Source organism: Actinomadura monticuli (genome assembly GCF_041463655.1).
Lineage (GTDB): Bacteria > Actinomycetota > Actinomycetes > Streptosporangiales > Streptosporangiaceae > Spirillospora > Spirillospora monticuli.
The window spans coordinates 289,205-314,331 of record NZ_JAXCEI010000006.1; the positions used below are offsets into that span (position 1 = coordinate 289,205).

The window sequence follows — 25,127 nt, forward strand, 5'->3', positions numbered from 1 at the left end:
AAGACGTCGCGCACGCCCTCACCCGCCGTGATGTCGGTCGGCTTTTCCGGCTCTTCCTCGATCAGTTCCGAGTGCACACAGACTCAACTGGCTCTGCTCACCCAGCATGATCGCTCTGACATCTCCAACTGGGTGCGGGGTACTCGCCAGGGCCGCGTCTCCGACATCGAGGTGCTCACCCGTATCGCAGACGGCCTGCAACTCCCCGATCAAGCCCGGCTCCTGCTCGGCCTCGCCCCAGCCGGTTCCTTCGCCTTCAGCCCGAATCCAACTGTTCCCCGGCAACGTGCGCAGTTACGTGACGCTGAGAAGCCGACGGCCAGCACAGCACCTGTGCACGTGGCCATCTGCGGCAGCAGAGCCCCCGACACCGACGCCGGCGTGATCGACGCCGCTGTCCGGTGCCTGGCCCGTCTCGTCATGAGCCGCGGCTACAAGGTCAGTCACGGCCCCGTCGGCGTGGGCATCGAGGTCATGACCTACATCGCCGACCAGTACCGTCCTCCCGACATCTCCCGGGCCCTCGGGCTCTTCGGTCACCGCAACGTCATTCAGGACGCGCAGTTCGTCATCGTCCTCGGCGGCGGGACCGGAACCCAGACAGAAATCGATCTCGCTCTGTCGATGGGCAAACCGGTTATCGCGCTCCCGGCCAGCGGAGGCACCGCCCGCCGCTTCTACCACCAAGCGGCCCGCGACCATCGCCTCCGCGCCTCGCTGGACGAGGAGCGGTTCGCCGCCCTCAACGCTTGCGCCGACCCCGGTGAAGACTTCGTACGTATCGTCGAGCAACTGATCAGCAACGACCCTGGAGCAGCTAATGACTGAACGCCCCTACGTGCTCTTGTCCTGCGCAGCCTCGATCGACGGCTACATCGACGACACCACATCCGAGCGGCTTCTGCTGTCCAACGATGAGGACTTCGACCGAGTCGACGAAGTCCGGGCCGGCTGCGACGCCATCCTCGTCGGTGCCAACACCATCCGCCGAGACAACCCGCGCCTGCTCGTCCGGACAGAGGAGCGCCGCAAAGCCCGCGTCGCCCGCGGCCTGCCCGAAAGCCCGATCAAGGTCACCTTCACTGCCCGCGGTGACCTCGACCCCGGCGCCAAGTTCTTCGCCGCCGGCGGCGTCGAGAAGATCGTGTACTGCTCCAGCAGCGCGGTGGCCAGCTGCCGTGAGCGCCTCGGCGACGTCGCCACCGTCGTGGACGCCGGCGACCCGGTCGACCTCAACACCATGCTTGCCGACCTTGCCAACCGGGGGGTTCAGCGGTTGATGGTCGAAGGCGGCGGCACCGTTCACACCCAGTTCCTCACCGCCGGACTGGCCGACGAACTCCAGCTCGTGATCGCCCCCTTCTTCGTCGGCGACTCCGCCGCGCCGCGCTTCGTCGGAACGGGGCAGTTCCCGCACCACCCCGGCAACCGGATGACGCTCGAAGAGACCCGTCCCATCGGCGACGTCATCCTCGCCCGCTACCTCCTCACACCTTCCTGACCGCGTGGGTTGGGCTGTCACCGAGCGCGTCCGCTTGGCAGGAATCGCCTCTGGGGCAGGTGGACGAGCTCAGGCCGTGCTCAGGGAGTGTGAAGCGGCAGACATTTCCGGGTCAGAGGATGGCGGGACAACTCGCCGCCACTCAGCGGATTTGGGAGAGCCGGGGCGGTTGTCGCCAGATGGTCAGTGCATGGCGGTGGTGGACTGGCCGGCCGTCCGCTGGCCGCGAGGTGGCAGGATGCCTGCCTGGACTAGGCTGCTGTGCCTGTCGCGGAAGTTGGTCGACCTGAGGGACAAGCACGTGATCGCCCTGTACGAGGCGATCATGCAGATCAACCGCCCTCTCCCTGACGGGACGAAGCCGAGCGAGATGCTCCGGCGCCTGCTTGAAGTCCGCGCGTACTCAACGCGACAGCTCAAGGTCGGAGAGGCTCCCCGTCGCAAACAGACCAAGCCCATCTCCCCGACGCGGGTGAGGAAGATCCATGCGGTTCTGCTATCGGCTCTCAACTGGGCGGTGAAGTCCAAGCGCCTGAGGGAGAACCCGATCGCGCACGTGGAAACACCTCGCGTCAGGGGAAGGCGGGCGAAGCCGCTCGTCTGGACGGCCGAACGCGTCCAGCGGTGGCAGGAGACGGGCAAGGTGCCTGGGCCAGTGATGGTCTGGACGCCCGCCCAGACGGGCGCCTTCCTCGACTTCATCGCGGACGAGCGGTTGTACGCCCTGTTCCACCTGGTCGCCTTCCGCGGGCTGCGTCGAGCCGAAGTCGCGGGGCTGGCTGGGCGGACACCGACCTCCAGGGCGCAGGGACGCTGACCGTCCGCGAGACGCGGCCTGGTTCCGAGAGCCAGGCCGACGAGTACGACGACACCAAATCCGAGGCCGGCGAGCGCACCGTGGCGCTGGACGAGGCGACCATCTCGGTACTGCTGGACTGGCGGACCGTCCAGGAACGTGAAAGATCCGCCGCCGGCCCCGAGGTGTGGGTGGACTCCGGACGGGTCTTCACTCGCGAGGACGGGGCACGGCTGCGTCCCCAGTGGATCTCCACACGGTTCGAGGACCTGATCAAGAAGTACGGACTCGTCCAGGACAAGCACTCCGTCGAGGGCTGGGCCATCGACAGGATCGCTCGTCACCACCGGATCTCCGTTCGCACCGTCCAGGTGGCGACGGGAGGTGAGCCGCTGCCGCCGATCCGCTTCCACGATCTACGGCACGGAGCAGCGACGCTCGCCCTGCTCGGCAACGTCAACATGAAAGTGATCAGTGAGACTCTCGGCCACGCCCGCCACTCGTTCACCGCCGACACCTACACGTCGGTGCTTCCAGAGGTATCCCGGGCAGCCGCGGAGGCGGTGGCTGCGGTCGTCCCTCGTCGGTCGCGGCAGAGCATGCCTGACGCCGCCAATGTGATCTCACTTGCGGACCGGCGTAACCGGCGCGGTCAACACGCAGGGTAATCAGAGACGAGACAGCCAGCCGCCGCATCGTCCGGCGACGAAAGCGCTCCGACGACATCCCGTGCACACCATGTGCACACCAGGCCAGGAAAAACGGACATCTGGAACGCGACAGGGACTTCGCTCAAGATCGCAATCTTGGACGAAGTCCCTGGTCAGAGAAGCGGAGGATCGGGGATTTGAACCCCGGATGGGCTTGCACCCAAACCGCATTAGCAGTGCGGCGCCATAGACCGGACTAGGCGAATCCTCCAGGAGCCATCAGGCTCAGGACAGGCTACCGGTTCGGCGAGCCAACCGGCAAAGCCTGCGTCCCGTGGCTCAGCAGCATAGTGCGAAACGACTGCGGACGTGTCGCTCCCGGGGCCGCGGGAGCGATCGCCGACGTCATCCCAGGCGGAACCCGTTGAACCCGCAGGCCTTCGCCAGGTCGTTGCCGTGCTGCTGCATGGCGGCGGTGTCGGGCCGTCCAAGGGACGAGGTGTTGCCGGAGCTCAGCTTCCGCAGCATCTCGGCCGTCTGGTCGAGGTCGCCCGCGAACGCGGTCGCGGCGCTCTCGACGTCGCCGCCGGCGCTCTGCCCCTCGGACCGGACCTTGGCGGCCGTGTCCGTGAACTTCTGGGCCGTCTGGGACGCGCCGCTCGGCGACGCCATCGACATGCCACCGGTGGAGAAGCTCCGCAGCTCCGTCTCGATGTTCTTGCAGGCGGTCTTCTTCTTCCCGCCGGCGATGGCGTCGACCGCGCCACAGCCCGTGGAGCCGAGCATCAAGCCACCGACGGCGACAACGCCGACCAGCGTGGTGGCGGACATGCGCATGGGGGTTCTCCTTCAGGGGGTTGGGCTTCGGACGGGTACGGGGACGCCCCGCGCCACCCCGTCTCGATCACCCCTTTGGCGTATCACCAGGACAGGGGGTTCCGTGACTCAAGTCACAGATCCGTGACCTCGCATCCGTCAACCGATTCGCGGACAGGTCCATGGAGCCGGTACAGTTGGCTCCTGCAAGCACCCGTAGCTCAACGGATAGAGCATCTGACTACGGATCAGAAGGTTAGGGGTTCGAATCCCTTCGGGTGCACCCAGTTCAGAGGCCTCTTGCGATCATCGTAAGGGGCCGTTCTGCTGACGGGTACAGCGGCGAGTACAGCTACGCGGCCGGTTCCACGCCCTCGTTGGCCTGGTCACCGGGCCGCTTGAGCGCGACCCGTGTCCTCCGAGGGCACCTTCGTGTGTGCTACATCAATCCGCTCCGGAAACGGCTCGAAGTACATATATCGAGTCAACGATGGCCCAGTGAGGTAAGCCAGCGGGTGAGAAGTATTCGCAGCCTTGGCAGGGCATGTCGATCTCGTTAGCGGCGGTCTGAGAGCCCCGGCTACCCGTCGGCTCGAGGCGGGCAGCCGGGGCTGGCCTCCCCTGAGGGAGAGGCCGCGGGCTACGGTGAGGTGGCCCGGACCTGGCCGGACGCATCCACCCTGGAGGACCGCATGCACCGCCTCACCGTCCAGTACTTCTCTCCCGCCGACCCGGCGGCGTTCGACGAGCGTTACGAGAGCACCCACGTCCCGCTCGTGCACGCCCTGCCCGGGCTGAAGTCGTTCACCCTGTCGCGTCCGCAGGCGCTCGGAGCCGACGCGCCCTACCTCGTCGCCGAGCTGTGGTTCGAGGACGGCGACGCCCTCGCGGCGGCGCTGGGCAGCCCGGAGATGGCCGCGGCCGCAGAAGACTCGGAGAAGTACGAGGTCGCATCCAGGACCATGTTCTCCGGCGAGGTGCGCGAGACCCTCGGCTGACCCGCGAGCCCGCCGCCGCCCCATCGTCCTCGACGAGGCGGGCGGCGGCCGCGTTTCACCCTGCCCGGGGGGCGCCTCACCCTGACGTCCAGACCTCAGCGACAACCCCGAAGCATGGTCCGACGCGGCGATCACGGCGATGCCGCTATGGGAAGGCACGCGCCGTGAAGCACGGGATTGCCTCACGCTCATGCCAGTAGCGCCGTGGAGTGCCGAGCCGTGACGGCCGTAGTGACGAACCACGCTGGGAGCCACGATCATGAATGATCTTGGACCGTGTTGAACGGGCCCGTCCGAGCCGAGCAGCCGCCACATGTACCGGAGCGCCCGCTTGGGCAGTGGAAGTGGCGCAGGTCCTGAAGCCGAGCATGTGGCGGCGCCTTGGCCGGGGTCGTGCCTGTCCTCGGGCTCGTTGTGACGCTTGATCAGTGACGTCATGAGGGACGAGACGGTGTCCACGTGATGCCGTCCCCAAGCCGCTCGGTGGCCTCGATGAGCCTTTCGCTGGCACACTCCACAACACCTCGGAATGATCGGGAGTGGGTATGGTCTGGGCCATCGTCGAACGGTTCACCGGCGTGATCTTCCTGATCGTCGTCCTGCCGGACTACCTCAAGGAACGCCACCTGGACCGCCACGGAGTGCGCACCCGTGCCGAGGTCGGCAGGAAACACGAGCGGATCTCCTTCTGGCGGCGCGGGATCGTACGGAAGTACGACCTGACCTTCACCACCGCCGACGGCACCCGCATCACGACCCGCTACGAACCCGGGCGCGTCCTGGAGGGAGGCTGGGAGCCCATCGTCTACGACCCCAAGCACCCCAAGGATCTCCTCCTGGCCTCCGACCTCCCGCCGAAGCCCGTCTACGTCTACGGCGGCGTCGCCTGCGTGATCTTCTTCGCGGTCTTCCCCCCGTCCCTGCTCTCGACGCTGGGCTGATCGCACCGGGGCGGCCTTCGACGGGAGGCCGTCCGGCTCCCGCCGCTACCCCAAGCTGTGCGGCCGTGTTTTGGGGGCGCTTCCGTCCTCTGGGCGGCGTCCTCTAATCGCTTGGTGAAGAGGTTGGTCTGCCTCTGCGGGGGGCGGCGTGCGTGTCGGTCTTGAGCGGCGTGCGGGTGTCGGGGGTGCGTGGGATTATGCGCGTTTTGGGTGCTGGGGAGGCGTGGGTGGCGGAGACGCGGTATTTCGAGAAGGGTGACGGGGGCGTCGTCCGGTGCTGGCAGATCACTCTGGACGGTATTCGCTGCCGAATGGGGTGGGGTGTGGCCGGTGGCGTCATGCGGGGGGCGAGTATGACGCTCGACGACGAGGCGCATGCGGTTCGGCACTTCGCGAGGAAGATCAGGGAGAAGGAGCGGGCCGGGTACGTCGAGGTCGGGTCCGAGACGAAGGCGCCGCGGGTCGAGGCGGGCGTCCGGCTGCTTGATCTGGTCAGGTACGGCGATGCGTATGAGCCGGTCGCCGGGCATGCGGGTGTCGTCGTGCGGTTCCACGACTTCGAGGCGGGGCCGGGGCCGTTCTACGAGTACTGCATCCTCGGGGCGGACGCGGGCCGGGGGTTGTCGCTGGTGGTGAAGAAGCCCGGTCATGACGAGGCGATGGTGTCGGCCTTCCTGGACTTCGTCCGGCCGCGCGTCGGGCTGGCGTTCGACGGCCGGTCTCATCGCAAGGTGCCGCTGCCCGCGCCGATCGGCCCGTTCGACCATGTGCTGTTCTGCGGCCCCTCGCTGACGGCCGTGAATTACGAGGGCCGGCTCGGCACGGTCTTCCCGATCCGCGACTGCGAGATCGGGGACGAGGACGGCGAGACGTTCGTCGAGGCGCGGATCCGGGGGCGGGGCTCGATGCCGTCCACCACCTGGGACCGGGAGCCGTTCCCCGTCATCGACCTGAGGTTCGACCTCCGGCGGGCGGACGGCTTCGGGGAGATCGGCGGACGTGCGTCGGTGCGGGAGAAGACGTTCAAGGTGTACCCGCGGGCGATGGTGGAGCGGGGGCTGCGGCTCGCGGCGGAGGCGGACCCCGGGAGCGTGCTGGAGATACGCAACTACCGTCGCGACGTCCTGCGGGTGACGCCCGAGCAGCCGCGGACGCTCGGCGAGGTCGACCGCTTCCTGCTCGGGCCGGCGAGTGCGTGATGGGTCAGTGGCCCGGGGTGCAGGCTTCGTCGGTGCAGGTTTCCGCGTCGGCGCCGAGGGTGGTGAGGGCCGGGTGGGCGTCGGTCCAGGCGCGGGTCAGGGCCTCGGTGAAGGCTTCGGGGGGCTGGGCGCCTGAGATGCCGTAGCGGCGGTCGATGACGAAGAAGGGGACGCCGGTCGCGCCGAGGTCGCGGGCCTCGCGCTGGTCGGCTTCGACGTCGGCGGCGAACGTGGTGGACGTGAGGGTCGCGCGGGCGTCGGCGGCGTCCAGGCCGGCCCCTTCGGCGATCTTCACAAGGGAGTCGTGGTCGAAGACCGAGCGGCGGTCGGTGAAGTGGGCCTTGTAGAGGGCCTCGACCATGCCGTCCTGGAGGTCGTGTTTCGCCGCCAGGTGGACGAGGCGGTGGGCGTCCGCGGTGTTGCCCGCCCGGCCGCCTTCCAGGTGGTATTCGAGGCCGACCCCGGCGGCGCGCTCCTCCATCTGGCGGTTCATTTGTACTGCGCGTTCGCGTGGCATGCCGTACTTGTCGGAGAGCATGTCGGCCACGTCGACGGTCTCACCCTGAGGGAAGGACGGGTCGAGCTGGAAGGAGCGGTGCACGACCTCTACCTGGTCGCGGTGCTCGAAGTTCTGCAGTGCGTTCTCGAACTGCCGCTTTCCGATGTAGCACCAGGGGCAGATGACGTCGGACCAGATTTCCACGCGCACGGGGGCACCCTTCTCTTCGGTGTCATCCGCATGCAACGCGCGTTGGGCCCGATCTGTTTCGCGCCGCGGGCCGGGAAGGGCGACGCCCCCGCGGCGGCGGGGGCGTCGGGGAGTGCGAGGTCAGCGGGCTTGGGCGCCGGGGCCGCCGACGAGGTGCTGGAACATGGGGCGGCCGACGCCGAGGAACGTCCGGCCCGTCATGCCGTTGATGAGGCCGGCCGCGGACGCGTACCAGGAGCAGACGGCGGTGAGGACGCCGATGTAGCCGCCGATCTTGATGGTGTTCTCGCTCTCGGCGAACTGCCCGATGAAGAGGATGATCTCCGTCGCCTCCAGGGCGACGAACACCGCGAGGACGGCCTGGTTGACCTGCGTGGCCCACAGCATCAGGTAGGTGTTGAAGATCGCGAAGGCCAGCAGGATCCAGCCGAGGTCGTCGGCCTCCTGGGCGGGGGTGGCCCCGCGCGCGACGAGGACGACGTACAGGCCGAGGCCGAGCCAGAAGCCGCCGTACGACGAGAAGGCCGTGCAGCCGAACACGTTCCGGTTGCGGAACTCCCACATGCCGGCGAGGACCAGGATGACTCCGCCGTAGGCGAGGGCGTAGCCGAGCCAGGCGTCGGTGCCGTCGGTCCAGCCGGCGTTCTTGGCGGACAGCAGGAACAAGGTCAGGGCGAAAGCCGCGAACCCCAGCGGGGCGGGGTCGGCGATCGCGGACGGTGGCCGCGGGGTGGACTCTTGCTCGCCGTGGGTCATGGTGCCTCCTCGGTGGAGCCCATCGCCGTGTCTCGCTCGGTCTCGGGCAGGCAGGGCAGGGATGGACGCAGGCATCGGGCGCGATTCGGACGGCGTCAGATGCGTCCTGAAATGCGGAGGCCGCTAATTGGCAACGGTCCCCGTTTCGGATGATAACTCCGCCGGGCCGTCCCGGTCAGGCCGCTGTTCGCGGGATATTTCCGATGTATCGCCACAAAGTCGTGTCGTCAACATTGAATTGGAGAGGCCGCGGCCAGAATATGCCGTTCGATATGGCGCGCCGCTTTCGCTTCCGTGGTGGCGCATTGCCGACCGGCGAACCCGCCTTTGCCGCGCCGGGCGTGCCTTGAACTGATCAGCGGGAATCATCGACAAGGCATGGCGAAGGCCCGGCGGGGTCACCGGTTGTGAGGCGTTTATCGGACGGCCTGGACAGCGGTCGTTCAGTCGACCACGGCGTCGCTGTAGGTCGGCGTGTCGCCCAGCATGGCGCGGTGCGAGCGCGGCCGGGAACCGTCGATGTCGGTGACGCCCAGCTCCTCGCCGAGTTCGGCGCCGATGAGCACCCGCCCGGTCCAGCGCATGCGGTCGGGGTGGCGGGCGAGGGCGGCGATCACCCGTCCGCTGAACTCCGGTGACTCGGCCCCGGCCGCGAACGACTGGTAGCGGCCGGGGGCGCCCTCGAAGAGCGCCCTGTTCCGCTCGGTCTTCAGCAGGCCCATCCAGAGGGAGATGGCGGCGACGTTGTGCGGCTTGAAGTCGACGGCCATGTCGTGGGCCATCTTGTCGACGGCGGCCTTTCCCGCGCCGTAGGCGGGCCCGTGCATGTAGCAGCGTCCGCCGAAGGACGAGGTGTTGACGACGAGCCCGGCGTCACTCCTGATCAGCAGCGGGGCGGCGTAGTAGCTCGCCACGTACGCCGAGCGCATCCCGACGTCGAACATGCTCTGGAGGGCCAGCGGCTTCTCCCAGAAGGGGCCCTTCGCGGCGAGTCCGTCGGGGATCGTGAAGGCGTTGTTGACGAGGATGTCCAGCGCCCCGGACTCCCGCTCCACCTGCTTGAAAAGCGCCTCGACCTGGGCGTCGTCGGAATGGTCGCAGATCACCGGGACGCCGGTGCCGCCGCGGTCGGTGATCTCCTGCGCCGTGGCGAAGACCGTGCCCGGGAGCTCGGACTCGGTGCGCGTGCGTCCGGTCACGTAGACCGTCGCCCCGGTCTCGCCGAGGGCGAGCGCGATTCCCTTTCCGGCGCCGCGGCTGGCGCCGGTGACGACCGCCACGCGGTTCTCGGTCACACCCATTCGCTCCTCCCCGCGGCAAGGAATTCCAGCATCGCCGCGGTGGTCTCGGCGGATTTCTCCATCTGCATCATGTGTCCGGCCTGCTTGATCATTCGGACCGCGCGCAGGTCCTCGTAGTGGTCGCCGAGGCGGTTCAGCGGATCGTCGCCGTGCCAGCCCTCCAGATCGGTGTCCTGCTCGCTGCCGATGAAGTAGAACGGGACGGGGTTCTTCCGGCCCGCGTACGACTTCCGGTACTCCCAGGAAACGTCCATGGCCCGATACCAGTTCAGCCCGCCGGTGAAGCCGCTGCGGCTGTAGTCGGCGACGTAGAACTCCAGTTCCGTCTCGGTCAGCCACGTCCACGGGAGCGGCGGCGCGTCCGGCAGGGCGTCGATGTAGGACGTTCCCGCGGGCCGCCGCCAGACGTCGAGGTAGTGGTAGTCGCTGGACAGCGCGTAGAACAGCTTGCGCAGGAACTCGCGGGGCGCCGCGTCGAGGTCGCGGTCGGCGGTGCCGGACGCGACGAAGTAGTGGATGTGGTTGAAATGCCTTCTGGCCTGCCGGGCGGCGAGCGACAGCGGTGACGCGTCGGACGGCGTGATGAACGGGTTCTCCAGCCCGATGATCGCCGCGATGCGCTCGGGCCGGTGGTAGGCGAGGTCGTAGGCGGCGAACAGGCCGAAGTCCAGTCCGCTGAAGACGGCCTTTTCCGCGCCGAGGTGGTCGAGGAGGCCGGTCAGGTCGGCGACGATGCGGTCCGGACCGTACTCGCGGTGGTCCGGCGGCCCGCTCGTCTGCCCCATACCGCGCATGTCGGGCGCCACGACCCGGAACCCGGCGTCCGCGATCGGCCCGATCTGGTGCCGCCAGCTGAACCAGGTGTGCGGGAAGCCGTGCAGGAGGACGACGAGCGGTCCGGTCCCCTCCTCCACGTAGTGGACGTCGAGGCCGTTGATCTTCGCGTACCGATGACTCCAACCGGCCATGCTGCGGTTCCTCAGGGGCTACGGGACCATGTCCGACCGACTGTGCAGGACGGCGCCGCCCACGGCACCGCACTGTCCCGCTGAGTGGGAGGCACCCCGGGAGGCTCGCTCAGTGCGGCCCGTCGGCCATGGGCAGCGTGATGCGGACGGTCGTGCCGGTGCCCGGCTCGGAGCGGAGCTCGGCGCGGCCCCCGTGGGCCGCGGCGATGGCGGCGGCGATCGGGAGGCCGAGGCCGGTCCCGCCCGTGCCCGTCCCGCCGCGGTGGAAGCGTTCGAAGGCGCGGGCGGCGTTCTCCGGCGACATGCCCGGCCCCTCGTCCGCCACCTCGATCAGCCCCGGAGCCACGCGGACGGTCGCGGGCGTCCCGGGCGGTGTGTGGGCGCGGACGTTGGCCAGCAGGTTCGCGAAGACCTGGCGCATGCGCGCCTCGTCGACGTTCACGATGAGCGTCTCTGGTGCGTCCAGCCTCACGGGACGGTCGGGCGCGGCGGCGGTCGCGTCCGCAACGGCGTCCCGCGCGAGGACGGCCAGGTCGGTCGGGACGGGCTGAAGGGACGCGTCCCGGTCCAGGCGGGCCAGCTCCAGAAGGTCGGTGACCAGGTCGTTCATGCGGCGGGCCTCGCCCTCGATGCGGCGCATCGCGTCGGGCAGCTCGTCCGGGCCGAGGGCGCCGTGCCGGTAGAGCTCCGCATAGCCCTGGATCGTGGTGAGCGGCGTCCGCAGCTCGTGGGACGCGTCCGCGGCGAACTCGCGGACGCGGGCCTCGGACCTGCTCCGCGCCCAGAACGCCTGTTCGATCCGCTCCAGCATCACGTTGATGGCGGTGGCGAGCCGGGCGGTCTCGGTGCGCTCCCCGGCGTCGGGCATGCGGGCGCGCAGGTCGCCGCCGACGGTGATCGCGTGCGCGGTGGCGGCCATCCGGTTCAGCGGCAGCAGGCCGCGGCCGATCAGCCGCCGTCCGAGCACGACCAGCACGGCGAGCAGCAGCGCCGCCGTGGCGACCTCGGACAGCACCAGGTTCCGCACCGCCGAGTGGATCTCCGCGAGCGGGGCCGCGACGACGACGATCCCGTTCCGCCAGGGACGGGCCACGGCGCGCAGCCCGGGCAGCGAGAACGGTTCGAGGCTGCGCGCGCGGGCGGCCAGCTCGTCCGGGCCGAGCCTCTCGACGGCGGCGACGGCCCGCTCGGGGGCCGGGGCGTCGCCGCTGAGGACGCGCACCCGTCCCGCCTGCCCGACGGCCAGCACCACGAACTGGGCCGGGGCGATCCCCTGGTCCGGGAGGCCGGAGCGCAGCAGCCGGGCCACGGCGCGGTCGCGGCTGGCCTGGAGCTGCTCGTCCACCCGGTGCATCAGGTACCCGTTCAGGACGAGCGCGCTGACCAGCCCCATGACGACCAGCCCGGCGGTGGTGACCGCGAGCAGGCCGGCGAGGAGCCGGGCGTTGAGCGTCATGGCCGCAGCGCGTAGCCGACGCCGCGCCGGGTGTGGATGAGCGGCGCGCCGAGCGGGTCCAGCTTGCGGCGCAGGTAGCTGATGTAGGTCTCGACGACCTGCGGGTTGCCGTGGTCCCAGCCCCACACGCCGTCCAGCAGCTGGGCCCGGGACAGGACGATGCCCGCGTTGCGCATCAGGTAGGCGAGCAGGCGGAACTCGGTCGGCGACAGGTCGACGTCGACGCCGCCGCGCCGGACCGTCCAGTGCGCCTCGTCCAGTTCGAGGTCGGCGACGCGCAGGACGGTGTCCGGCGAGGACGGGGGCGGGGCCGCCCTGCGCAGGACGGCCCGCACCCGTGCGACCAGCGCCTCGATCGAGAACGGCTTGGTGACGTAGTCGTCCCCGCCGAGCGTGAGGCCCGTGACGGTGTCCGACGGCGTGTCCTTCGCCGTCAGGAAGATCACCGGGACCTGGTCGCCGTTCGCGCGGAGCCGCCGGCACACCTCGAAGCCGTCCATGCCGGGGAGCATGACGTCGAGCAGGACGAGGTCGGGCCGCTCCGCGCGGGCGGCGCGCAGGGCGTCCTCGCCGGTGGCCGCGGTGGCGGTGGTGAAGCCGTGGAAGCGCAGCGCGACCTCGATGAGGTCGCGGATGTTGGCCTCGTCGTCCACGACGAGCACCCGCCGGCTCTCGCTCATCGGCCCCTTCCCGCTGACCGTGCTCCCCGCCGAAGGTACCGCCCGCGGCCGGCCGCGGGCGCCGCGCCGGAGCGCTAACGGCGCTTGGGGACGCGGATCAGGCGGGCGGTGCGGGTGTCGCCGGAGCGTTCGCCCACCACGAGCACCTGGTCGCCGTCGGCCAGGTTCTTCAGGGCGGACTTCTCGCCGTCCTTGCGGACGCGGACGTCGTCACCGGCCGTCCACGTCCAGGAGACGCCGTCGGCGCTGCGGACGGTCAGCCCCGTGGACGACACCGCCGTGATCTTGCCGCGCTGCCAGGCGGCGATGTGGAAGCCGTCCTTGCGCTGGACGGTGGCTTCGCCGTGGATGCCGTGGGAGGCGCGTGCCCGCCGGAACGGATGCCCGTGCCCCTTCCCGGGGTGGCCGGGATGCGCGGACGCGGCGGGGGCGGGGGCGGACGGGCTGGGGTCGGCGGCGAACGCGGGGACGGCCAGGTACAGGCCGAGCCCGAGAAGGCCGGCGGCGCCGGCTCCGGTCGCGATGGTCTTGCGATTGGTTCGCATGATGCTCATGCAATCGCAGACGCCTGGCAGAACTCCAACCGGCTTCCTGAGAGAACCCTGAGAGTTCCTTCCGCGCCGGGTGGGTCAGCGCAGGGCCGCGAGGAGGGATATGACCAGGTCGAGGGCCTGCTCGCGGGCACGGGACGGGTCTTCCGCGTCCGCGACGGAGAGGGCCGGTTCGGTGAGGGCGCCGTAGAAGGCGGCCGTGGCGAGGCCGAGCGGGTGCGGGCCCGCAATGCCCAGCGGGGCACGCTGTAACCCGGGCGCCCACGTCGAGTGAGGCTGGGGTGGGGTCAGCCGTTGGCGGCGAGGGTTTCCAGGACCTGGTCGCCGTACTTGGCGAGTTTGTTCTCGCCCACGCCGTTCACGCGGCCCAGTTCGGTGAGCGTCGTCGGGAGGGCGGTGGCGATCTCGCGGAGGGTCGCGTCGTGGAAGATGACGTAGGCGGGGACGCCCTGCTCCTTGGCGGTCGCCGCGCGCCAGGCGCGGAGGCGTTCGAAGACGGGCATCGCCTCGGGCGGCAGGTCGATCGGGGCCTTGGCCGCCTTGGCGGTCTTGGCCGCTTTCGCGGCGGCGCGTTCGGGTTCGCGGCGCATCATCACCTTGCGCTCGCCGCGCAGGACGGAGCCGCTCGTCTCGGTCTGGAGCAGCGTGCCGTGGTTGCTCTCGACGGCGATGAGTCCCTGGGCGAGGAGCTGGCGGACGACGCCGCGCCACTCGGACTCGCGCAGTTCGGTGCCCACGCCGAAGGGCTTCAGGGAGTCGTGGTCGAACTGGATGACCTTGGCGCTCTTCTTGCCGAGCAGGATGTCGATGATGTGCCCGGCGCCGAACTTCTGGCGGCGCTCGCGGTCGAGCCGGACGATCACCGACAGGACCTTCTGGGCGGCGACGGTCGCGTCCCACGTCTCGGGCGGGGTCAGGCACGTGTCGCAGTTGCCGCACGGCTCGCCTGACTGCCCGAAGTAGTCGAGGAGCTGGGCGCGGCGGCATTCGACGGTCTCGCAGAGGGCGAGCATGGAGTCGAGGTGCAGGCTCTGGCGGCGGCGGTGCGCGGCGTCGCCCTCGCCGCCGTCGATCATCTTGCGGAGGTTGACGACGTCCTGCAGGCCGTAGGCGAGCCAGGCGGTGGACGGGAGGCCGTCGCGTCCGGCGCGGCCGGTCTCCTGGTAGTAGCCCTCGACGGACTTGGGCAGGTCGAGGTGGGCGACGAAGCGGACGTCGGGCTTGTCGATGCCCATGCCGAACGCGATGGTCGCGACGATGACGAGGCCGTCCTCGCGGAGGAAGCGCGCCTGGTTCGCGGCGCGCGTCGCCGCGTCCAGGCCCGCGTGGTACGGGACGGCCTCGATGCCGTTCTCGGTCAGGAACGCCGCGTGCTTCTCGACGGAGTTGCGGGACAGGCAGTAGACGATGCCCGCGTCGCCCTCGTGCTCGGTCTGGAGGAGGCGGAGCAGCTGGCGTTTCGCGTCGGTCTTCGGCTCGATCCGGTACTGGATGTTGGGACGGTCGAAGCTCGCGACGAAGTGGCGCGTCCGCGGGCCGGGTTCGAGCCGGAGGCGGGACGCGATCTCGCCCCGGGTCGCCTCGGTCGCGGTGGCGGTGAGGGCGATGCGCGGGACGTCCGGCCAGCGTTCGTGCAGGCCGGACAGCGTCAGGTAGTCGGGCCGGAAGTCGTGCCCCCACTGCGACACGCAGTGCGCCTCGTCGATCGCGAACAGGGAGATGTCGCCGCGGTCGAGGAGGTCGACGGTCGCGCCGAGGCGGAGCCGCTCGGGCGCCAGGTACAGCAGGTCGAGCTCGCCCGCGACGAACTGGGCCTCGACCACCTTGCGCTCGTCGAGGTCCTGGGTGGAGTTGAGGAAGCCGGCCTGGACGCCGAGTGCGTGCAGCGCGTCGACCTGGTCCTGCATGAGGGCGATGAGCGGCGAGATCACGATGCCGGTGCCCTTCCGGACCAGCGCCGGGATCTGGTAGCACAGCGACTTCCCGCCCCCGGTCGGCATCAGGACGAGCGCGTCCCCGCCGGCGACCACATGCTCGATGATCTCCCGCTGGCCGTCCCGGAACGCGTCGTAGCCGAACACGCGCCGCAGGGCGTCGAGCGTCTCCGGGGTCTCGGGGGAAGTCATCGGCCCATACTATGAACCGCCGCCGACACCCGTCCCCCGAACGCTCACCTGTGGACGGCCTCCACCAGGTCCGGCGTCACCTCGCTGAGGTCGGCCGCGACGTGCCCGGCGAGCGCCAGGGCGTCGGGCGCCGCCGGGTGGGCCGGACGCGGGATCGCGATCACCGTCATCCCGGCGGCGTCCGCCGAGCGCAGCCCGTTGCTGGAGTCCTCGATGGCGACGCAGTCCCCGGGCCGGACGTCCATCTGCGCGGCGACGACGAGGTACCCGTCCGGCGCGGGCTTGCCGTTCTCGACCTCCTCGGTGGAGACGGTCGTGCGGAACAGGCCCTCAACGCCGAGCTTCCCGAGGACCAGGTCGATGAGGGCGCGCGGGGACGAGCTGGCCAGGCCCAGCGGGCGGTACTCCGCCATCCTGCGGACGGCGTCCTCGGCGCCCGGCAGCAGCGGGAGCCCGTCGGCGTACCGCTGCGACATCCGGTCGATGACCTCGTAGGCGACGTCCTCCGCGGTGACTCCGTCGACGAGGTCGGTGGCGATGTAGCGGGCCCACTCCTCGGTGCTCATGCCCATGAGCCGCTCCTGGGTGTCGGGCAGCCAGCGCCCGCCGTGGTCGGCGACGTAGGCGCGCCGCACCTCCTCCCAGACCGGCTCCGAGTCGATCAGGACCCCGTCCAGGTCGAACACGATGGCCTGCACGGACATGGGCCCCTCCAGAGGATCTTGGTGCGATGTCCGATCCATTACCCCGCGCGCCCGCGCCGGAACCATGCGTCCACCCCCGGGCGGACCTACCGGATTTATGCCGCGAAAGCGACATGATCCAGTTTCGGTCTGGCATCGTGGTCATCCTCCGTTCCCCGTCCGGAGTCACCGCAGAGGAGATCCGCCCATGGTGTTCCTCGGTCTTATCCTGGTCGCCGCCGCCATCGCCGTCGGTGCCGGTGTCGTCCTCGACAGCACCGATGCCGCCCACCTCGTCGTCTTCGGCCAGTCCGTGCCGGGCGTCAGCAACGAATGGCAGGTGTTCCTGGCCGGCGCCGCCGTGGCCATCGTCTTCGTCGTGGGCATGTCGCTCGTCTTCACGGGCGTCGGCCGCCGCATCCGCAACCGCCGCGACCTGCGCGACCTGCGCGAGGAGCGGGAGGAGTCGCTCAGCACGCTGGAGATGGAGAAGCGCCGCCTGGAGCGCGAGCTCGCCCGCGTCCGGCAGGGCGCCGCCCGCCAGGGCTCCGGACGGCAGGGACGCGGGGCCCCGCAGCCCCAGTCCCAGCCCGCCGCCCCCGTGCAGGGCGTCCGCGTCGCGGGGGGCGGCCCGCGCATCCCGTCCAGCTCCCCCTTCTTCGAGCGCAACGACTAGTACCCGGTGATGACCGCCGCTCCCGCCGGGATCGTCATCGAGAGGGATGCCGGGCACCGTTTCGACCCGCGATGATCGTGATGTGCGGATTCTTCTTAAAGTGGGCATCACCGCGGTCGCCCTGTGGGCCGCGACGGCCCTCGTCACCGGCATCTCGCTCGGCGATCAGACGACCGGCCGGCGCGTCCTCACGCTGGTCGCGGTCGCCGTCATCTTCGGCCTGGTCAACGCCGTCCTCAAGCCGATCATCAAGACGCTCGGCTGCGCCTTCTACGTCCTGACGCTGGGGCTGATCGGCCTCGTCGTGAACGCCCTGCTGCTGTGGCTGACGAGCGAGGTCGCGCAGCGGTTCGACCTCCCGTTCGAGGTCGACGGCTTCTGGCCCGCGTTCTGGGGCGCGATCGTCGTCGGCGTCGTCGGGTGGCTGCTGCACCTCTTCATCCCGGACGATGACGACGACGACTAACCCCGACTACCCCTCCGCCGCGAGCGTGGCGCGCTCGAAGGGGCCGACGTCCAGCCGTCCGGGCGGCGCGCCGGCGTACTCGCGGTACTCCGGCGGACGCGATCCGGGCGCGCCGACCAGTACCCAGCGGTGCGTCCGGACGGCCCCGATGAGGAACTCGGCGTCCGTCAGCGCCCCCGCGTCCGCGACGATCAGCGCGTCGAACTCCTGGCCGGGGGCGGTGAGGGCGATGCCGAGCGGCGTCCCGACGACGACGTCGGCGGTGCGGAGCAGGACCTCGCCCTCCACCGCCCGCCCGCCCTCCAGATAGCCGGTGAGCTGCTCGATCCGGGCCATCGCGCGCCGCTGGTGCGCGGGGACGACCTCCGGGTCCTCGGCGGGATCGGCGCCGCAGATCTCCGCGACGTTCGCCCGCGTCCGGGCCTCCGCCTGCGCGGCCGCCTCCAGATCGGCCTCGCGGACCGACATCTCCTCGGCCGCCTCCGCCGTGCGCCGGTCCAGCGTGGCCGCCATGTCCGCCGCCCGCGCCGCCGCGGTCCCGGCGTCCGTCCGGGCCCGGGCCGAGACCGCACGGGCCTGCTCACCGGACGTCCGGGCGGCGGTCACCCGGTCCTCGATCTCCTGCGCCACCTGGTGCGCCTCCCGCGCCCGCCGGCCCGCCTCGGTCGCGCTCCGCACGGCCTCCGAGGCCCGCCGCGCGTGCTCCCGGTGCTCGGCTCCGGCCTTCTCCCGCTCGGCCGCGAGCCAGGTCAGCTCGGTGCCGAGGCGCTCCTGGGCCTCCTGCGCCTGCCGCAGCCGCGCCCCGCCCTCGGACACGAACGACGCCAGCCCGCGGCGCACCCGCTCGGCGTGCTCCGCCGCGTCCTTGGCCTCCCGCGCGCGCTTGGCGGCCTCGTCCGCGTCCCTGGTGCGGGCCTTGACCTCGGCCCGCAGGCTTCCCAGCTCGGACGGCGGCGACGCCACGTGCAGCTTCTGCCCCAGCGTCATCTTCCGGCGGACCGCCGACAGCGCCGACTCCGCCGACACCAGCCGGTAGTAGGCGGCGTGCCCTTCGGCGGCGGCGTCCGCGTCGGCCGCCGTCAGCCGGTGCGCCTCCTCCGCCGCGGCGGGCAGCGCCTCCTGGGCCCGCGCCAGCTCCTCGGTGAGGGACGCCTCCGCCTCCCGCGCGCCCTGCAGCTCCGACTGGGCCGTCTTCGCCCGCTCGTCCAGCTGCGCGCAGCGCGCGTAGGACGCGTCGGCCGTCCGCGTCTGCGCGGTCGCCTCGTCCGCCGCCCGGTCGGCCTCCGCCTGGAGCCGGTCGGCCTCCGCGCGCGGCTCCACCAGCTCGGCCTCCGCCTCCGCCTGGACGGAGGCGAGCCGCTCCGCCTCGGCCTCGGCCTCCGCGGCGGCCTGCTCGGCGGCGGCCACCGTCGTCCGGGCCTCCTGGATGCCGTTGCGCAGCGCCGTCTGCTCGGCCTCGAAGTGCTCGGCGCGCCGCAGGTTCTCCGCCTGGACGGCCTGGAGCGCCGCCGCGTCCCGCGGCCACTGCTCCAGCGACAGCAGCCCGCGCCGCAGCAGCCGCACCTCCGTGTCCCACGCCTGCCGCCACGCCTCCCCGACCGGCCGCAGCGCCGCCGACCGCACCCGCGTCTCCGGCGCCGACGCCCCCTCCTCCGGGGCCGCGGGCCGGGTGACCTCCGGCAGCTCCTCGCTTTCGGGCGTTCCCGGTTCGGGCGGCAGAGCCGGGATCGGCTCCGCCCGCGTCACCGTGGAGGCGCTCTCGTCCTCGTCGAGTTCGGGCGGAAGCGCCGGGATCGGCTCCGCTCGCGTGACGGCGGACGGGCTTTCGTCCTCGTCGAAATCGGGCGGCAGTGCCGGGATCGGCTCGGCCCGCGTCATGGCGGACGGGCTCTCGTCCCCGGTCAACGGCTTGAACTCGACCGTCCCGTGGGAGCCGGGCTCCCGCACCGGCGGCGGCATCGCCGTTTCTTCCCCGGCGGGCGCCTCGTCCTCGACGGGTGGCAGCGCCTGCGTCCGCACCGACCGGGCCTCCGCCGTCTCCGGACGCGTCTCGATCAGCAGGGAGAAGACCTCGGGATCGTCCTCCAGGCTCCGCAGCAGCCCGGCGGCCTGCTCCGGCGTGGGCGCGACGAGCAGGGCCCGCGCATCGGACGCCGTGAGCTCCTTGATCACGTCGCGGACGGCGGCGGCCTCGCCGCCCTCCTCCACGTGGACCAGCCGCAGGGACTCCGCGTCCAGCGGGGACTCCGCGTCCAGTGACAGGGGCGCCACCAGGAACCGGGCCAGGACCTCCCAGTCGCCCGTGACCCGTCCGTCCCGCAACGCCCGCAATGCCGCCACGTGCGGTGCCCACCCGACCGGCGGAACGTCCTCGGGGACCTCCCGGAGTCGCGCGTCGATCCGCTCGTAGAACTCGCTCAGCGGCGCGTAGACGCTCTCGACCAGCTCGGGGCCGCCCCAGCCGACCTCGTCCGCCCCCAGCGCCGGCGTGGACTCCCCGCCGCCGGCGTCGAGCTCGGTCTGGTCCGGCTGCGTCTCGTCGGCGGGTTCCGCGGCGGCGCCGGACGACGCGTACTCGGCCGTCGGGAGGTCGGCGGGAGCCTCTCCCGAGGGCTGCTCGTCAGGCTCGTTGGTCTCTGCCGGCTGCTTCACGACGTCATCCCGTCCCAGATCGACCGTCCGGGGCCGTTTCTTCCCCTTCTGCCGGGGACTAACGTCTCACAGGTCGGGGATCAGCGGTGGCTGGCCAGGACCGCGTGATGATCTTCACCGTCGCGGGCCTCGGGATCGGGGTGGACGAGAGCGCCGGACAGGCGCGGCAGCGCGTGCAGGAGGCTGTGCTCCGCGTCCACCGCCACCTGGTGCGCCCGGACGAGCGTGCACGCCGGGTCCACGACGACGTCGCATTCGGCGCGCAGGCTGTGGCCGATCCAGCGGAGGCGGACGTCGCCGACCGCCAGTACGCCCGGTGTCGAGGCGAGCGCCGTTTCGGCGCGGTCGACGAGGGCGGGGTCCACGGCGTCCATCAGGCGGCGCCAGACCTCGCGGGCGGTCTGCCAGAGGACGACCGAGATCGCGGCGGTGATGAGCAGGCCCACGACCGGGTCCGCCCAAGGCGCGCCCAGGGCGATGCCGGCCGCGCCCAGCAGGACCGCCAGAGAGGCGAAGCCGTCCGTGCGGGCGTGGAGCCCATCGGCGACGAGGGCCGCCGACCCGATGCGACGGCCCACCCGGATGCGGTAGCGGGCCACGAGTTCGTTGCCCAGGAAGCCGACGAGGGCGGCACCCGCCACGGCGGAGAGATGGTCCACAGGCTGTGGATGGGCCAGGCGCTCGACGGCCGCGTATCCCGCGACGGCGCAGGACGCGGCGATCGCCAGCACGATGACGACGCCGGCCAGGTCTTCGGCGCGCCCGTAGCCGTAGGTGTAGCGGCGCGTGGGCGGACGCCTGCCGAGAACGAACGCGATCCCCAGCGGGACGGCGGTGAGCGCGTCGGCCGCGTTGTGGAGGGTGTCGCCAAAGAGCGCCACGGAGCCGGTGAACGCGACCACCACCGCTTGGAGGACGGTGGTCGCGCCCAGGCCGGCGAGCGAGATCCACAGGGCGCGCATGCCCTGGGCGCTCGCCTCCAGCTCCGGATCCACCTTGTCGGCGGCCTCGTGGGAGTGCGGCCGCAGGACGTGCCGCAGACGCCCACGCCCATGCTGATGCCCGTGGCCGTGGCCATGACCCTGTCCGTGGCCGTGCCCGTGTCCGTCCATGGGTCCACGATGAACCACGAATCCCGTTGCAGCATCTCGACAACTGCGCCGTCGTCGCAGGTACGCGGCCTTCGTCAGTGCGGGTTCGTCGCCAGAAGCTCCGCCAGGAGGTCGTCCAGCGTGACGATGCCCGCGAACTCGCCCCGCGCGTCGTTGACCACGGCGAGCTGGGCGCGGCCCCGGCGCATGCGGCTGACCGCGTCCAGGACGGTCGTCTCCGCCGTCAGGACGGGCGCCGGGTGCGCCAGCTCGTCCGCGCGCCGCGCGCCGTCCGGCTCGGTGATCGCGGCCCGGACGTGCACGATGCCGGTCATCGCCCCGTCCCCGGACCGGACGAGCAGCCGGTTGTGCCCGCTGGCGGTCGCCGTCCGGCGGATCTGCGCGGCGGTCGCGTCCGCGCCGATCGTGGTGACGGACGTGGCGGGCACGACGAGGCGTCCGACGGTGGCCTCCCGCGCGGAGATGGCGCGGCGGAGCAGTTCGTGGTCGTGCCGCCCGATGAGGCCGAGGCGGCGCGACTCGCCGACCAGGTGGCTGAGCCGGGCCGGGTCGGTGTGGCTGTCCAGCTCGTCCTTCGGGGTGACGCGGATGAGCCGCAGCAGCGCGTTCGTCGTCGCGTTCAGCGCCGACAGGATCGGCCGCGACACCTTCGCGAACGCGCGGAACGGCAGCGCCAGGATCAGCGCCGACCGCTCCGGATGCGTGATCGCCCACGACTTCGGCGCCATCTCCCCGACGACCATGTGCAGGAACGTGACGACGGCGAGCGCGGTGCCGAGCGCGATGGCCTTGACACCCGCCTCGGGGACGCCGAGCGCGTGCAGCGGCGGCTCCAGGAAGTGCTCGAACGCGGGCTCGGTGACGATCGCGAGGCCCAGCGAGCACATCGTGATGCCGAACTGCGCGCCGGCCAGCATCAGCGACAGCTCCCGGACGCCCGCGAGGGCGGCGACGGCGGGCCTGCTGCCCTTGGCGGCGGCGCGCTCCAGCTGCGAGCGGTTGGCCGCGACCAGCGCGAACTCGGCCGCGACGAAGAAGCCGTTCCCGATCAGCAGCAGGACGGTGATCAGCAGCGACGTAAGCGGGTTCACGAAACCTCCACCGACGACGGCGGCGAGGCCGCCGACGGGGACGACGACGGGCGCGGCGCCGGCACGACCGCCCTGATCAGGATCTTCTCGGCGACGCGGCGCGCCACGCTCACGACCTCCAGCTCGACGGCGCCGACGTCGGAACCGGAACCGGAACCGGAACCGGCGTCGGGGTCGAGGCCGACGGTGAGGCGGTCGCCCGCGGACGGCAGCCGGCGCAGCTCCGCCATGACGAGCCCGCCGAGGGTGTCGTAGGCGTCGCCCTCCGGCAGGTCGAGCCCGGTGAGGCGGCCGACCTCGTCGATGCGCATGCCGGCGTCGACGAGCCAGGACCCGTCCGGGCCGGACGTCGGGGCGTCCTCCAGGCCGTCGGTCTCGTCGGTGATCTCGCCGACGAGCTCCTCGGCGACGTCCTCGAAGGTGAGGATGCCGGCGAGGCCGCCGTACTCGTCCACGACGCAGGCGAACTCCTGGCGGGAGTCGCGCATGTGCTCGACGACCCCGTAGAGCGGCTGGCTGCCGGGGACGAGCAGCGCCGGCCGGGCGATGCCGCCGATCGGGGTGGCCGGGTCGAGCGCGTCGTCGGCGACCTCGCGGACGCCCGCGACGCCGACCACGTCGTCGACCTCCGTCCCGTAGACCGGGTAGGAGGTGTGCCCGGTCTCGCGGATCAGCGCCACGAGGTCGGCGACGGTCGCGGTCGACGGCAGCGTCCGGACCTGCGGGCGCGGCACCATGACCTCGTCCGCCGTCAGGTCGCCGAACGACAGGGCGCGGTCGAGCAGGCCGGACAGGTCGGCGGGCAGGTGCCCGGCGCTGTGCGACTTGCCGATGATGTCGCCCAGCTCCTCCAGCGTCGCCCCGCTGTGCAGCTCCTCGACGGGCTCGACGCCCACGGCGCGCAGCAGGCGCTCGGCCGCACGGTCGAACAGCCGGATCAGCGGCCCCGCGACCGTCAGGTACACGAGCGTGGACGCGGCCAGAGCGCGCGCGAGCGACTCCGCCCGCGCGAGTGCGAGGTTCTTGGGGAACAGCTCGCCCAGGAGCATCTGGATGAGGGTCGCCAGGACGAAGCCCGTCGCGAGGGCGATCGCGCCCGTGGCCCCCTCCGGGACGCCCAGCACCTCCAGCAGCGGCTGGATCAGCTCGGCGAGGGCGGGCTTGGCGATGAAGCCGACGACCAGCGTCGTCATCGTGATGCCGAGCTGCGCGCCCGACAGCATGAACGACACCCGGCTGATCACCTTGAGGGCCCGCCGCGCGGACGTGTCGCCGCGCTCGGCGGCCTGCTCCAGGGCCGCGCGGTCGACGGCGACGTAGGCGAACTCCTGGGCGACGAAGTATCCGGTGGCGGCGGTGAGAAGGATCACCGCGAGCACTCCCAGTGCCGCGCTCACCATGCGGCACCGGGTCTATGACTGGGGTCCGACACTGCGGACTCACCACTCCTCTCGTAGACGAACTACCTGTCGTAACGTCACTCGGGACAACGACGTTCCCGGCGCACAGGGTACGGGCCGCAGGCCCTCCGCCTCGAGATCCGGGGGTGCCCGCGTCCCCCCGCGCGGCGGTTTTCGCGGGGCATTTCACACGCCGCGGGCGTGGGCGAAAGCACCTTGTCTGGGTTAGTGTCACGGATCACACTTGTATGCGAGCGAACGTCCGATAGTGGACCGGTCCGTGCTCCCAGACCGGCACCGCCGAGGACAAGCTCAGGGGGACCGGAGAACCGATCGCGGGGCAGACGTTGGACCAGAGCGGGGCCGGGGCCGCCGCGCCCATGAGCCGTGAGGGAGTCGACCATGCCCTGCGCGAGCTCCGGGACGAGCGCCGGCGCGTCTCCACGGCGCTCGTCGACCTCGAACGGCACCCCGGGCTGAGGCTGCTGAAGGACGCCCGGCTCACCGGCCAGACATGGCGGCGCTGGGAGGACGCGCAGTCCCGGCTGGCGACGCTGTGGCGGATCTTCGACGCCTACCAGAGCGTCCTGGAAGAGGCGTGCGAGCTGCGCGACCGGTCGCCCCGCCCGGACGCGGAGACGCTGACGGAGCTGTCCGCGCTGCTGTCGGGGGACGCGGTGGAACTGCCCGACGGGGAGATCCCGCTGGAGCACCGCACGCTGCTCGGCCCCCAGGAGCAGCGGATCACCCTGGACGAGGCCGTCGCGATGATGTCGGACGCCTACGAGTTCGTCGCCGGCGAGGTCGCCGCCGCCGACGCCGCCTGGACGGCGCTGCTGGCACCGCTGGAGGCCGCGGAGGAGAGCTGGCGGACGACGGCCCGGCTCGCGCACACGCTGGACGGCACCCGCCACCCCGAGATCGACCGGGTCGGACGCGAGCTGACCGCGCTCGGCCGGCTCGTCCGCACCGACCCGCTGTCGTTCGTCCGCGACGGGCGACCGGACACCGGGCGCCTCGACCGCGTCCACGCCGCCCTGACCGCGCTCGGCGACGAGCTCGCCGGCGTCGCCCGCATGCGGGACGAGTACGCCGAGCTCGTCGCCCGCGTCACCGCCGTCATCGAGGAGACCGAGGACACCGAGCGGCGCGCCCTCGACGCCTACACGACCGCGCTCGCCAAGATCCAGTCGCCGAACCTGCCGGAGCCGTCGGCCGGCCTCGGCATCGCGCTCCGCGACCGGCTCGCCGCACTGGAACGGCTCCGCGAGGCGGGCCGCTGGGTCGAGATGGCGGGCCGCTTCGCCGAGCTGGAGCGGGCCGCCGACGAGGCGCTGGAACGGGCGCGCGGCGATCTGCGTCTCAGTGCCGGCCTGCTGGACCGGCGCGGTGAGCTGCGCGGACGGCTGGAGGCGTACCGGGCGAAGGCGGCGCGCCTCGGGCTGGCCGAGGACGAACGGGTCACCGAGCTGTACGGCGAGGCCCGCGAAGTGCTGTGGACGGCCCCGTGCGACCTGCGCCGCGCGACGACGATCGTGGCGGAGTTCCAGCGGGCGATCAGGGCCAGCGAGAGCGAGACGGGGACGCGGCGATGAACCG

At 71.5% G+C, this 25,127-nt stretch carries 24 protein-coding genes and 2 tRNA genes; 11 read left to right on the top strand and 15 right to left on the bottom strand.

All coding sequences use genetic code 11. The features are described 5' to 3' along the window. Window positions 1-30: 30 nt before the first annotated feature. The 4 genes from SM611_RS15945 to SM611_RS15960 all read left to right on the top strand — a co-directional run bounded on the left by SM611_RS15945 (window position 31) and on the right by SM611_RS15960 (window position 2,965). The gene (locus SM611_RS15945) at window positions 31-828 is read left to right on the top strand and encodes an SLOG cluster 4 domain-containing protein (RefSeq protein WP_371950319.1); all 798 of its coding nucleotides are present in this window, start codon (window positions 31-33) and stop codon (window positions 826-828) included. Further along, window positions 821-1,501 (top strand): RibD family protein, encoded by a 681-nt coding sequence (locus SM611_RS15950; protein WP_371950320.1) that lies wholly within the window; start codon window positions 821-823, stop codon window positions 1,499-1,501. Before SM611_RS15945 ends, SM611_RS15950 begins: the two co-directional genes overlap by 8 nt. 190 nt (window positions 1,502-1,691) lie before the next feature. Next, window positions 1,692-2,318, top strand: coding sequence for a hypothetical protein (locus tag SM611_RS15955; RefSeq protein WP_371950321.1), 627 nt, complete (start codon window positions 1,692-1,694; stop codon window positions 2,316-2,318). An 80-nt stretch (window positions 2,319-2,398) separates the two neighbouring features. Next, window positions 2,399-2,965 carry a tyrosine-type recombinase/integrase gene (locus tag SM611_RS15960; protein WP_371950322.1) on the top strand — a complete coding sequence of 189 codons (567 nt, stop codon included), beginning with the start codon at window positions 2,399-2,401 and terminating at the stop codon, window positions 2,963-2,965. Between the two features lie 164 nt (window positions 2,966-3,129). On the opposite strand, the gene SM611_RS15965 is transcribed toward SM611_RS15960, so the two are convergent. Further along, window positions 3,130-3,218, bottom strand: a tRNA-Ser gene (locus tag SM611_RS15965). 134 nt (window positions 3,219-3,352) lie between these two features. Further along, complete coding sequence (locus SM611_RS15970; protein ID WP_371950323.1) at window positions 3,353-3,784, bottom strand: hypothetical protein; 432 nt, start codon at window positions 3,782-3,784, stop codon at window positions 3,353-3,355. Window positions 3,785-3,973: 189 nt separating this feature from the next. Between SM611_RS15970 and SM611_RS15975 the strand changes: the two genes are divergently transcribed. From SM611_RS15975 to SM611_RS15990, 4 genes are all read left to right on the top strand, one after another. Next, window positions 3,974-4,046: transfer RNA gene (locus SM611_RS15975), tRNA-Arg, on the top strand. A gap of 367 nt (window positions 4,047-4,413) precedes the next feature. Further along, window positions 4,414-4,761 carry an EthD family reductase gene (locus tag SM611_RS15980; protein WP_371950324.1) on the top strand — a complete coding sequence of 116 codons (348 nt, stop codon included), beginning with the start codon at window positions 4,414-4,416 and terminating at the stop codon, window positions 4,759-4,761. Window positions 4,762-5,306: 545 nt separating this feature from the next. After that, on the top strand, window positions 5,307-5,702 hold the full coding sequence (locus SM611_RS15985) for a hypothetical protein (RefSeq protein ID WP_371950325.1): 396 nt from the start codon (window positions 5,307-5,309) through the stop codon (window positions 5,700-5,702). A gap of 353 nt (window positions 5,703-6,055) precedes the next feature. Next, window positions 6,056-6,901 carry a hypothetical protein gene (locus SM611_RS15990; RefSeq protein WP_371950326.1) on the top strand — a complete coding sequence of 282 codons (846 nt, stop codon included), beginning with the start codon at window positions 6,056-6,058 and terminating at the stop codon, window positions 6,899-6,901. A gap of 4 nt (window positions 6,902-6,905) precedes the next feature. Here the strand turns inward: SM611_RS15990 and SM611_RS15995 are convergent, their stop codons facing one another. The 9 genes from SM611_RS15995 to SM611_RS16035 all read right to left on the bottom strand — a co-directional run bounded on the left by SM611_RS15995 (window position 6,906) and on the right by SM611_RS16035 (window position 16,152). Then, on the bottom strand, window positions 6,906-7,610 hold the full coding sequence (locus tag SM611_RS15995) for a DsbA family oxidoreductase (RefSeq protein WP_371950327.1): 705 nt from the start codon (window positions 7,608-7,610) through the stop codon (window positions 6,906-6,908). Between the two features lie 120 nt (window positions 7,611-7,730). Further along, a complete protein-coding gene (locus tag SM611_RS16000) occupies window positions 7,731-8,366 on the bottom strand; it encodes an acetate uptake transporter (protein ID WP_371950328.1) in 636 nt (211 codons plus the stop codon). Between the two features lie 443 nt (window positions 8,367-8,809). Further along, window positions 8,810-9,661 (bottom strand): SDR family NAD(P)-dependent oxidoreductase, encoded by an 852-nt coding sequence (locus SM611_RS16005; protein WP_371950329.1) that lies wholly within the window; start codon window positions 9,659-9,661, stop codon window positions 8,810-8,812. Next, complete coding sequence (locus SM611_RS16010) at window positions 9,658-10,635, bottom strand: alpha/beta fold hydrolase (RefSeq protein WP_371950330.1); 978 nt, start codon at window positions 10,633-10,635, stop codon at window positions 9,658-9,660. Before SM611_RS16010 ends, SM611_RS16005 begins: the two co-directional genes overlap by 4 nt. Before the next feature lie 109 nt (window positions 10,636-10,744). Further along, window positions 10,745-12,091 carry a sensor histidine kinase gene (locus SM611_RS16015; protein WP_371950331.1) on the bottom strand — a complete coding sequence of 449 codons (1,347 nt, stop codon included), beginning with the start codon at window positions 12,089-12,091 and terminating at the stop codon, window positions 10,745-10,747. Beyond that, the gene (locus tag SM611_RS16020; RefSeq protein ID WP_371950332.1) at window positions 12,088-12,771 is read right to left on the bottom strand and encodes a response regulator transcription factor; all 684 of its coding nucleotides are present in this window, start codon (window positions 12,769-12,771) and stop codon (window positions 12,088-12,090) included. The genes SM611_RS16015 and SM611_RS16020 overlap by 4 nt, the downstream gene beginning before the upstream one ends. Before the next feature lie 74 nt (window positions 12,772-12,845). Beyond that, the gene (locus tag SM611_RS16025; RefSeq protein WP_371950333.1) at window positions 12,846-13,316 is read right to left on the bottom strand and encodes a hypothetical protein; all 471 of its coding nucleotides are present in this window, start codon (window positions 13,314-13,316) and stop codon (window positions 12,846-12,848) included. A 293-nt stretch (window positions 13,317-13,609) separates the two neighbouring features. Then, window positions 13,610-15,448, bottom strand: coding sequence for a DNA helicase RecQ (gene recQ / locus SM611_RS16030; RefSeq protein ID WP_371950334.1), 1,839 nt, complete (start codon window positions 15,446-15,448; stop codon window positions 13,610-13,612). 44 nt (window positions 15,449-15,492) lie between these two features. Continuing rightward, complete coding sequence (locus tag SM611_RS16035) at window positions 15,493-16,152, bottom strand: HAD family hydrolase (RefSeq protein WP_371950335.1); 660 nt, start codon at window positions 16,150-16,152, stop codon at window positions 15,493-15,495. Window positions 16,153-16,339: 187 nt separating this feature from the next. Here SM611_RS16035 and SM611_RS16040 point away from each other — a divergent pair, with 187 nt between their 5' ends. After that, window positions 16,340-16,807 carry a hypothetical protein gene (locus SM611_RS16040; protein WP_371950336.1) on the top strand — a complete coding sequence of 156 codons (468 nt, stop codon included), beginning with the start codon at window positions 16,340-16,342 and terminating at the stop codon, window positions 16,805-16,807. A gap of 82 nt (window positions 16,808-16,889) precedes the next feature. Further along, window positions 16,890-17,273, top strand: a complete 384-nt coding sequence (locus SM611_RS16045) for a phage holin family protein (protein WP_371950337.1) — start codon at window positions 16,890-16,892, stop codon at window positions 17,271-17,273. Between the two features lie 6 nt (window positions 17,274-17,279). On the opposite strand, the gene SM611_RS16050 is transcribed toward SM611_RS16045, so the two are convergent. The 4 genes from SM611_RS16050 to SM611_RS16065 form a co-directional block, all read right to left on the bottom strand. Then, entirely contained in the window at window positions 17,280-19,925 is a 2,646-nt protein-coding gene (locus SM611_RS16050) for a hypothetical protein (RefSeq protein ID WP_371950338.1), read from the bottom strand. Between the two features lie 80 nt (window positions 19,926-20,005). Beyond that, window positions 20,006-21,037, bottom strand: coding sequence for a cation diffusion facilitator family transporter (locus SM611_RS16055; RefSeq protein WP_371950339.1), 1,032 nt, complete (start codon window positions 21,035-21,037; stop codon window positions 20,006-20,008). A gap of 74 nt (window positions 21,038-21,111) precedes the next feature. Further along, complete coding sequence (locus SM611_RS16060) at window positions 21,112-22,128, bottom strand: hemolysin family protein (protein WP_371950340.1); 1,017 nt, start codon at window positions 22,126-22,128, stop codon at window positions 21,112-21,114. Continuing rightward, window positions 22,125-23,528, bottom strand: coding sequence for a hemolysin family protein (locus SM611_RS16065; protein ID WP_371950341.1), 1,404 nt, complete (start codon window positions 23,526-23,528; stop codon window positions 22,125-22,127). The genes SM611_RS16060 and SM611_RS16065 overlap by 4 nt, the downstream gene beginning before the upstream one ends. 380 nt (window positions 23,529-23,908) lie before the next feature. Here SM611_RS16065 and SM611_RS16070 point away from each other — a divergent pair, with 380 nt between their 5' ends. After that, complete coding sequence (locus tag SM611_RS16070; RefSeq protein ID WP_371950342.1) at window positions 23,909-25,123, top strand: hypothetical protein; 1,215 nt, start codon at window positions 23,909-23,911, stop codon at window positions 25,121-25,123. Window positions 25,124-25,127 lie beyond the last annotated feature (4 nt).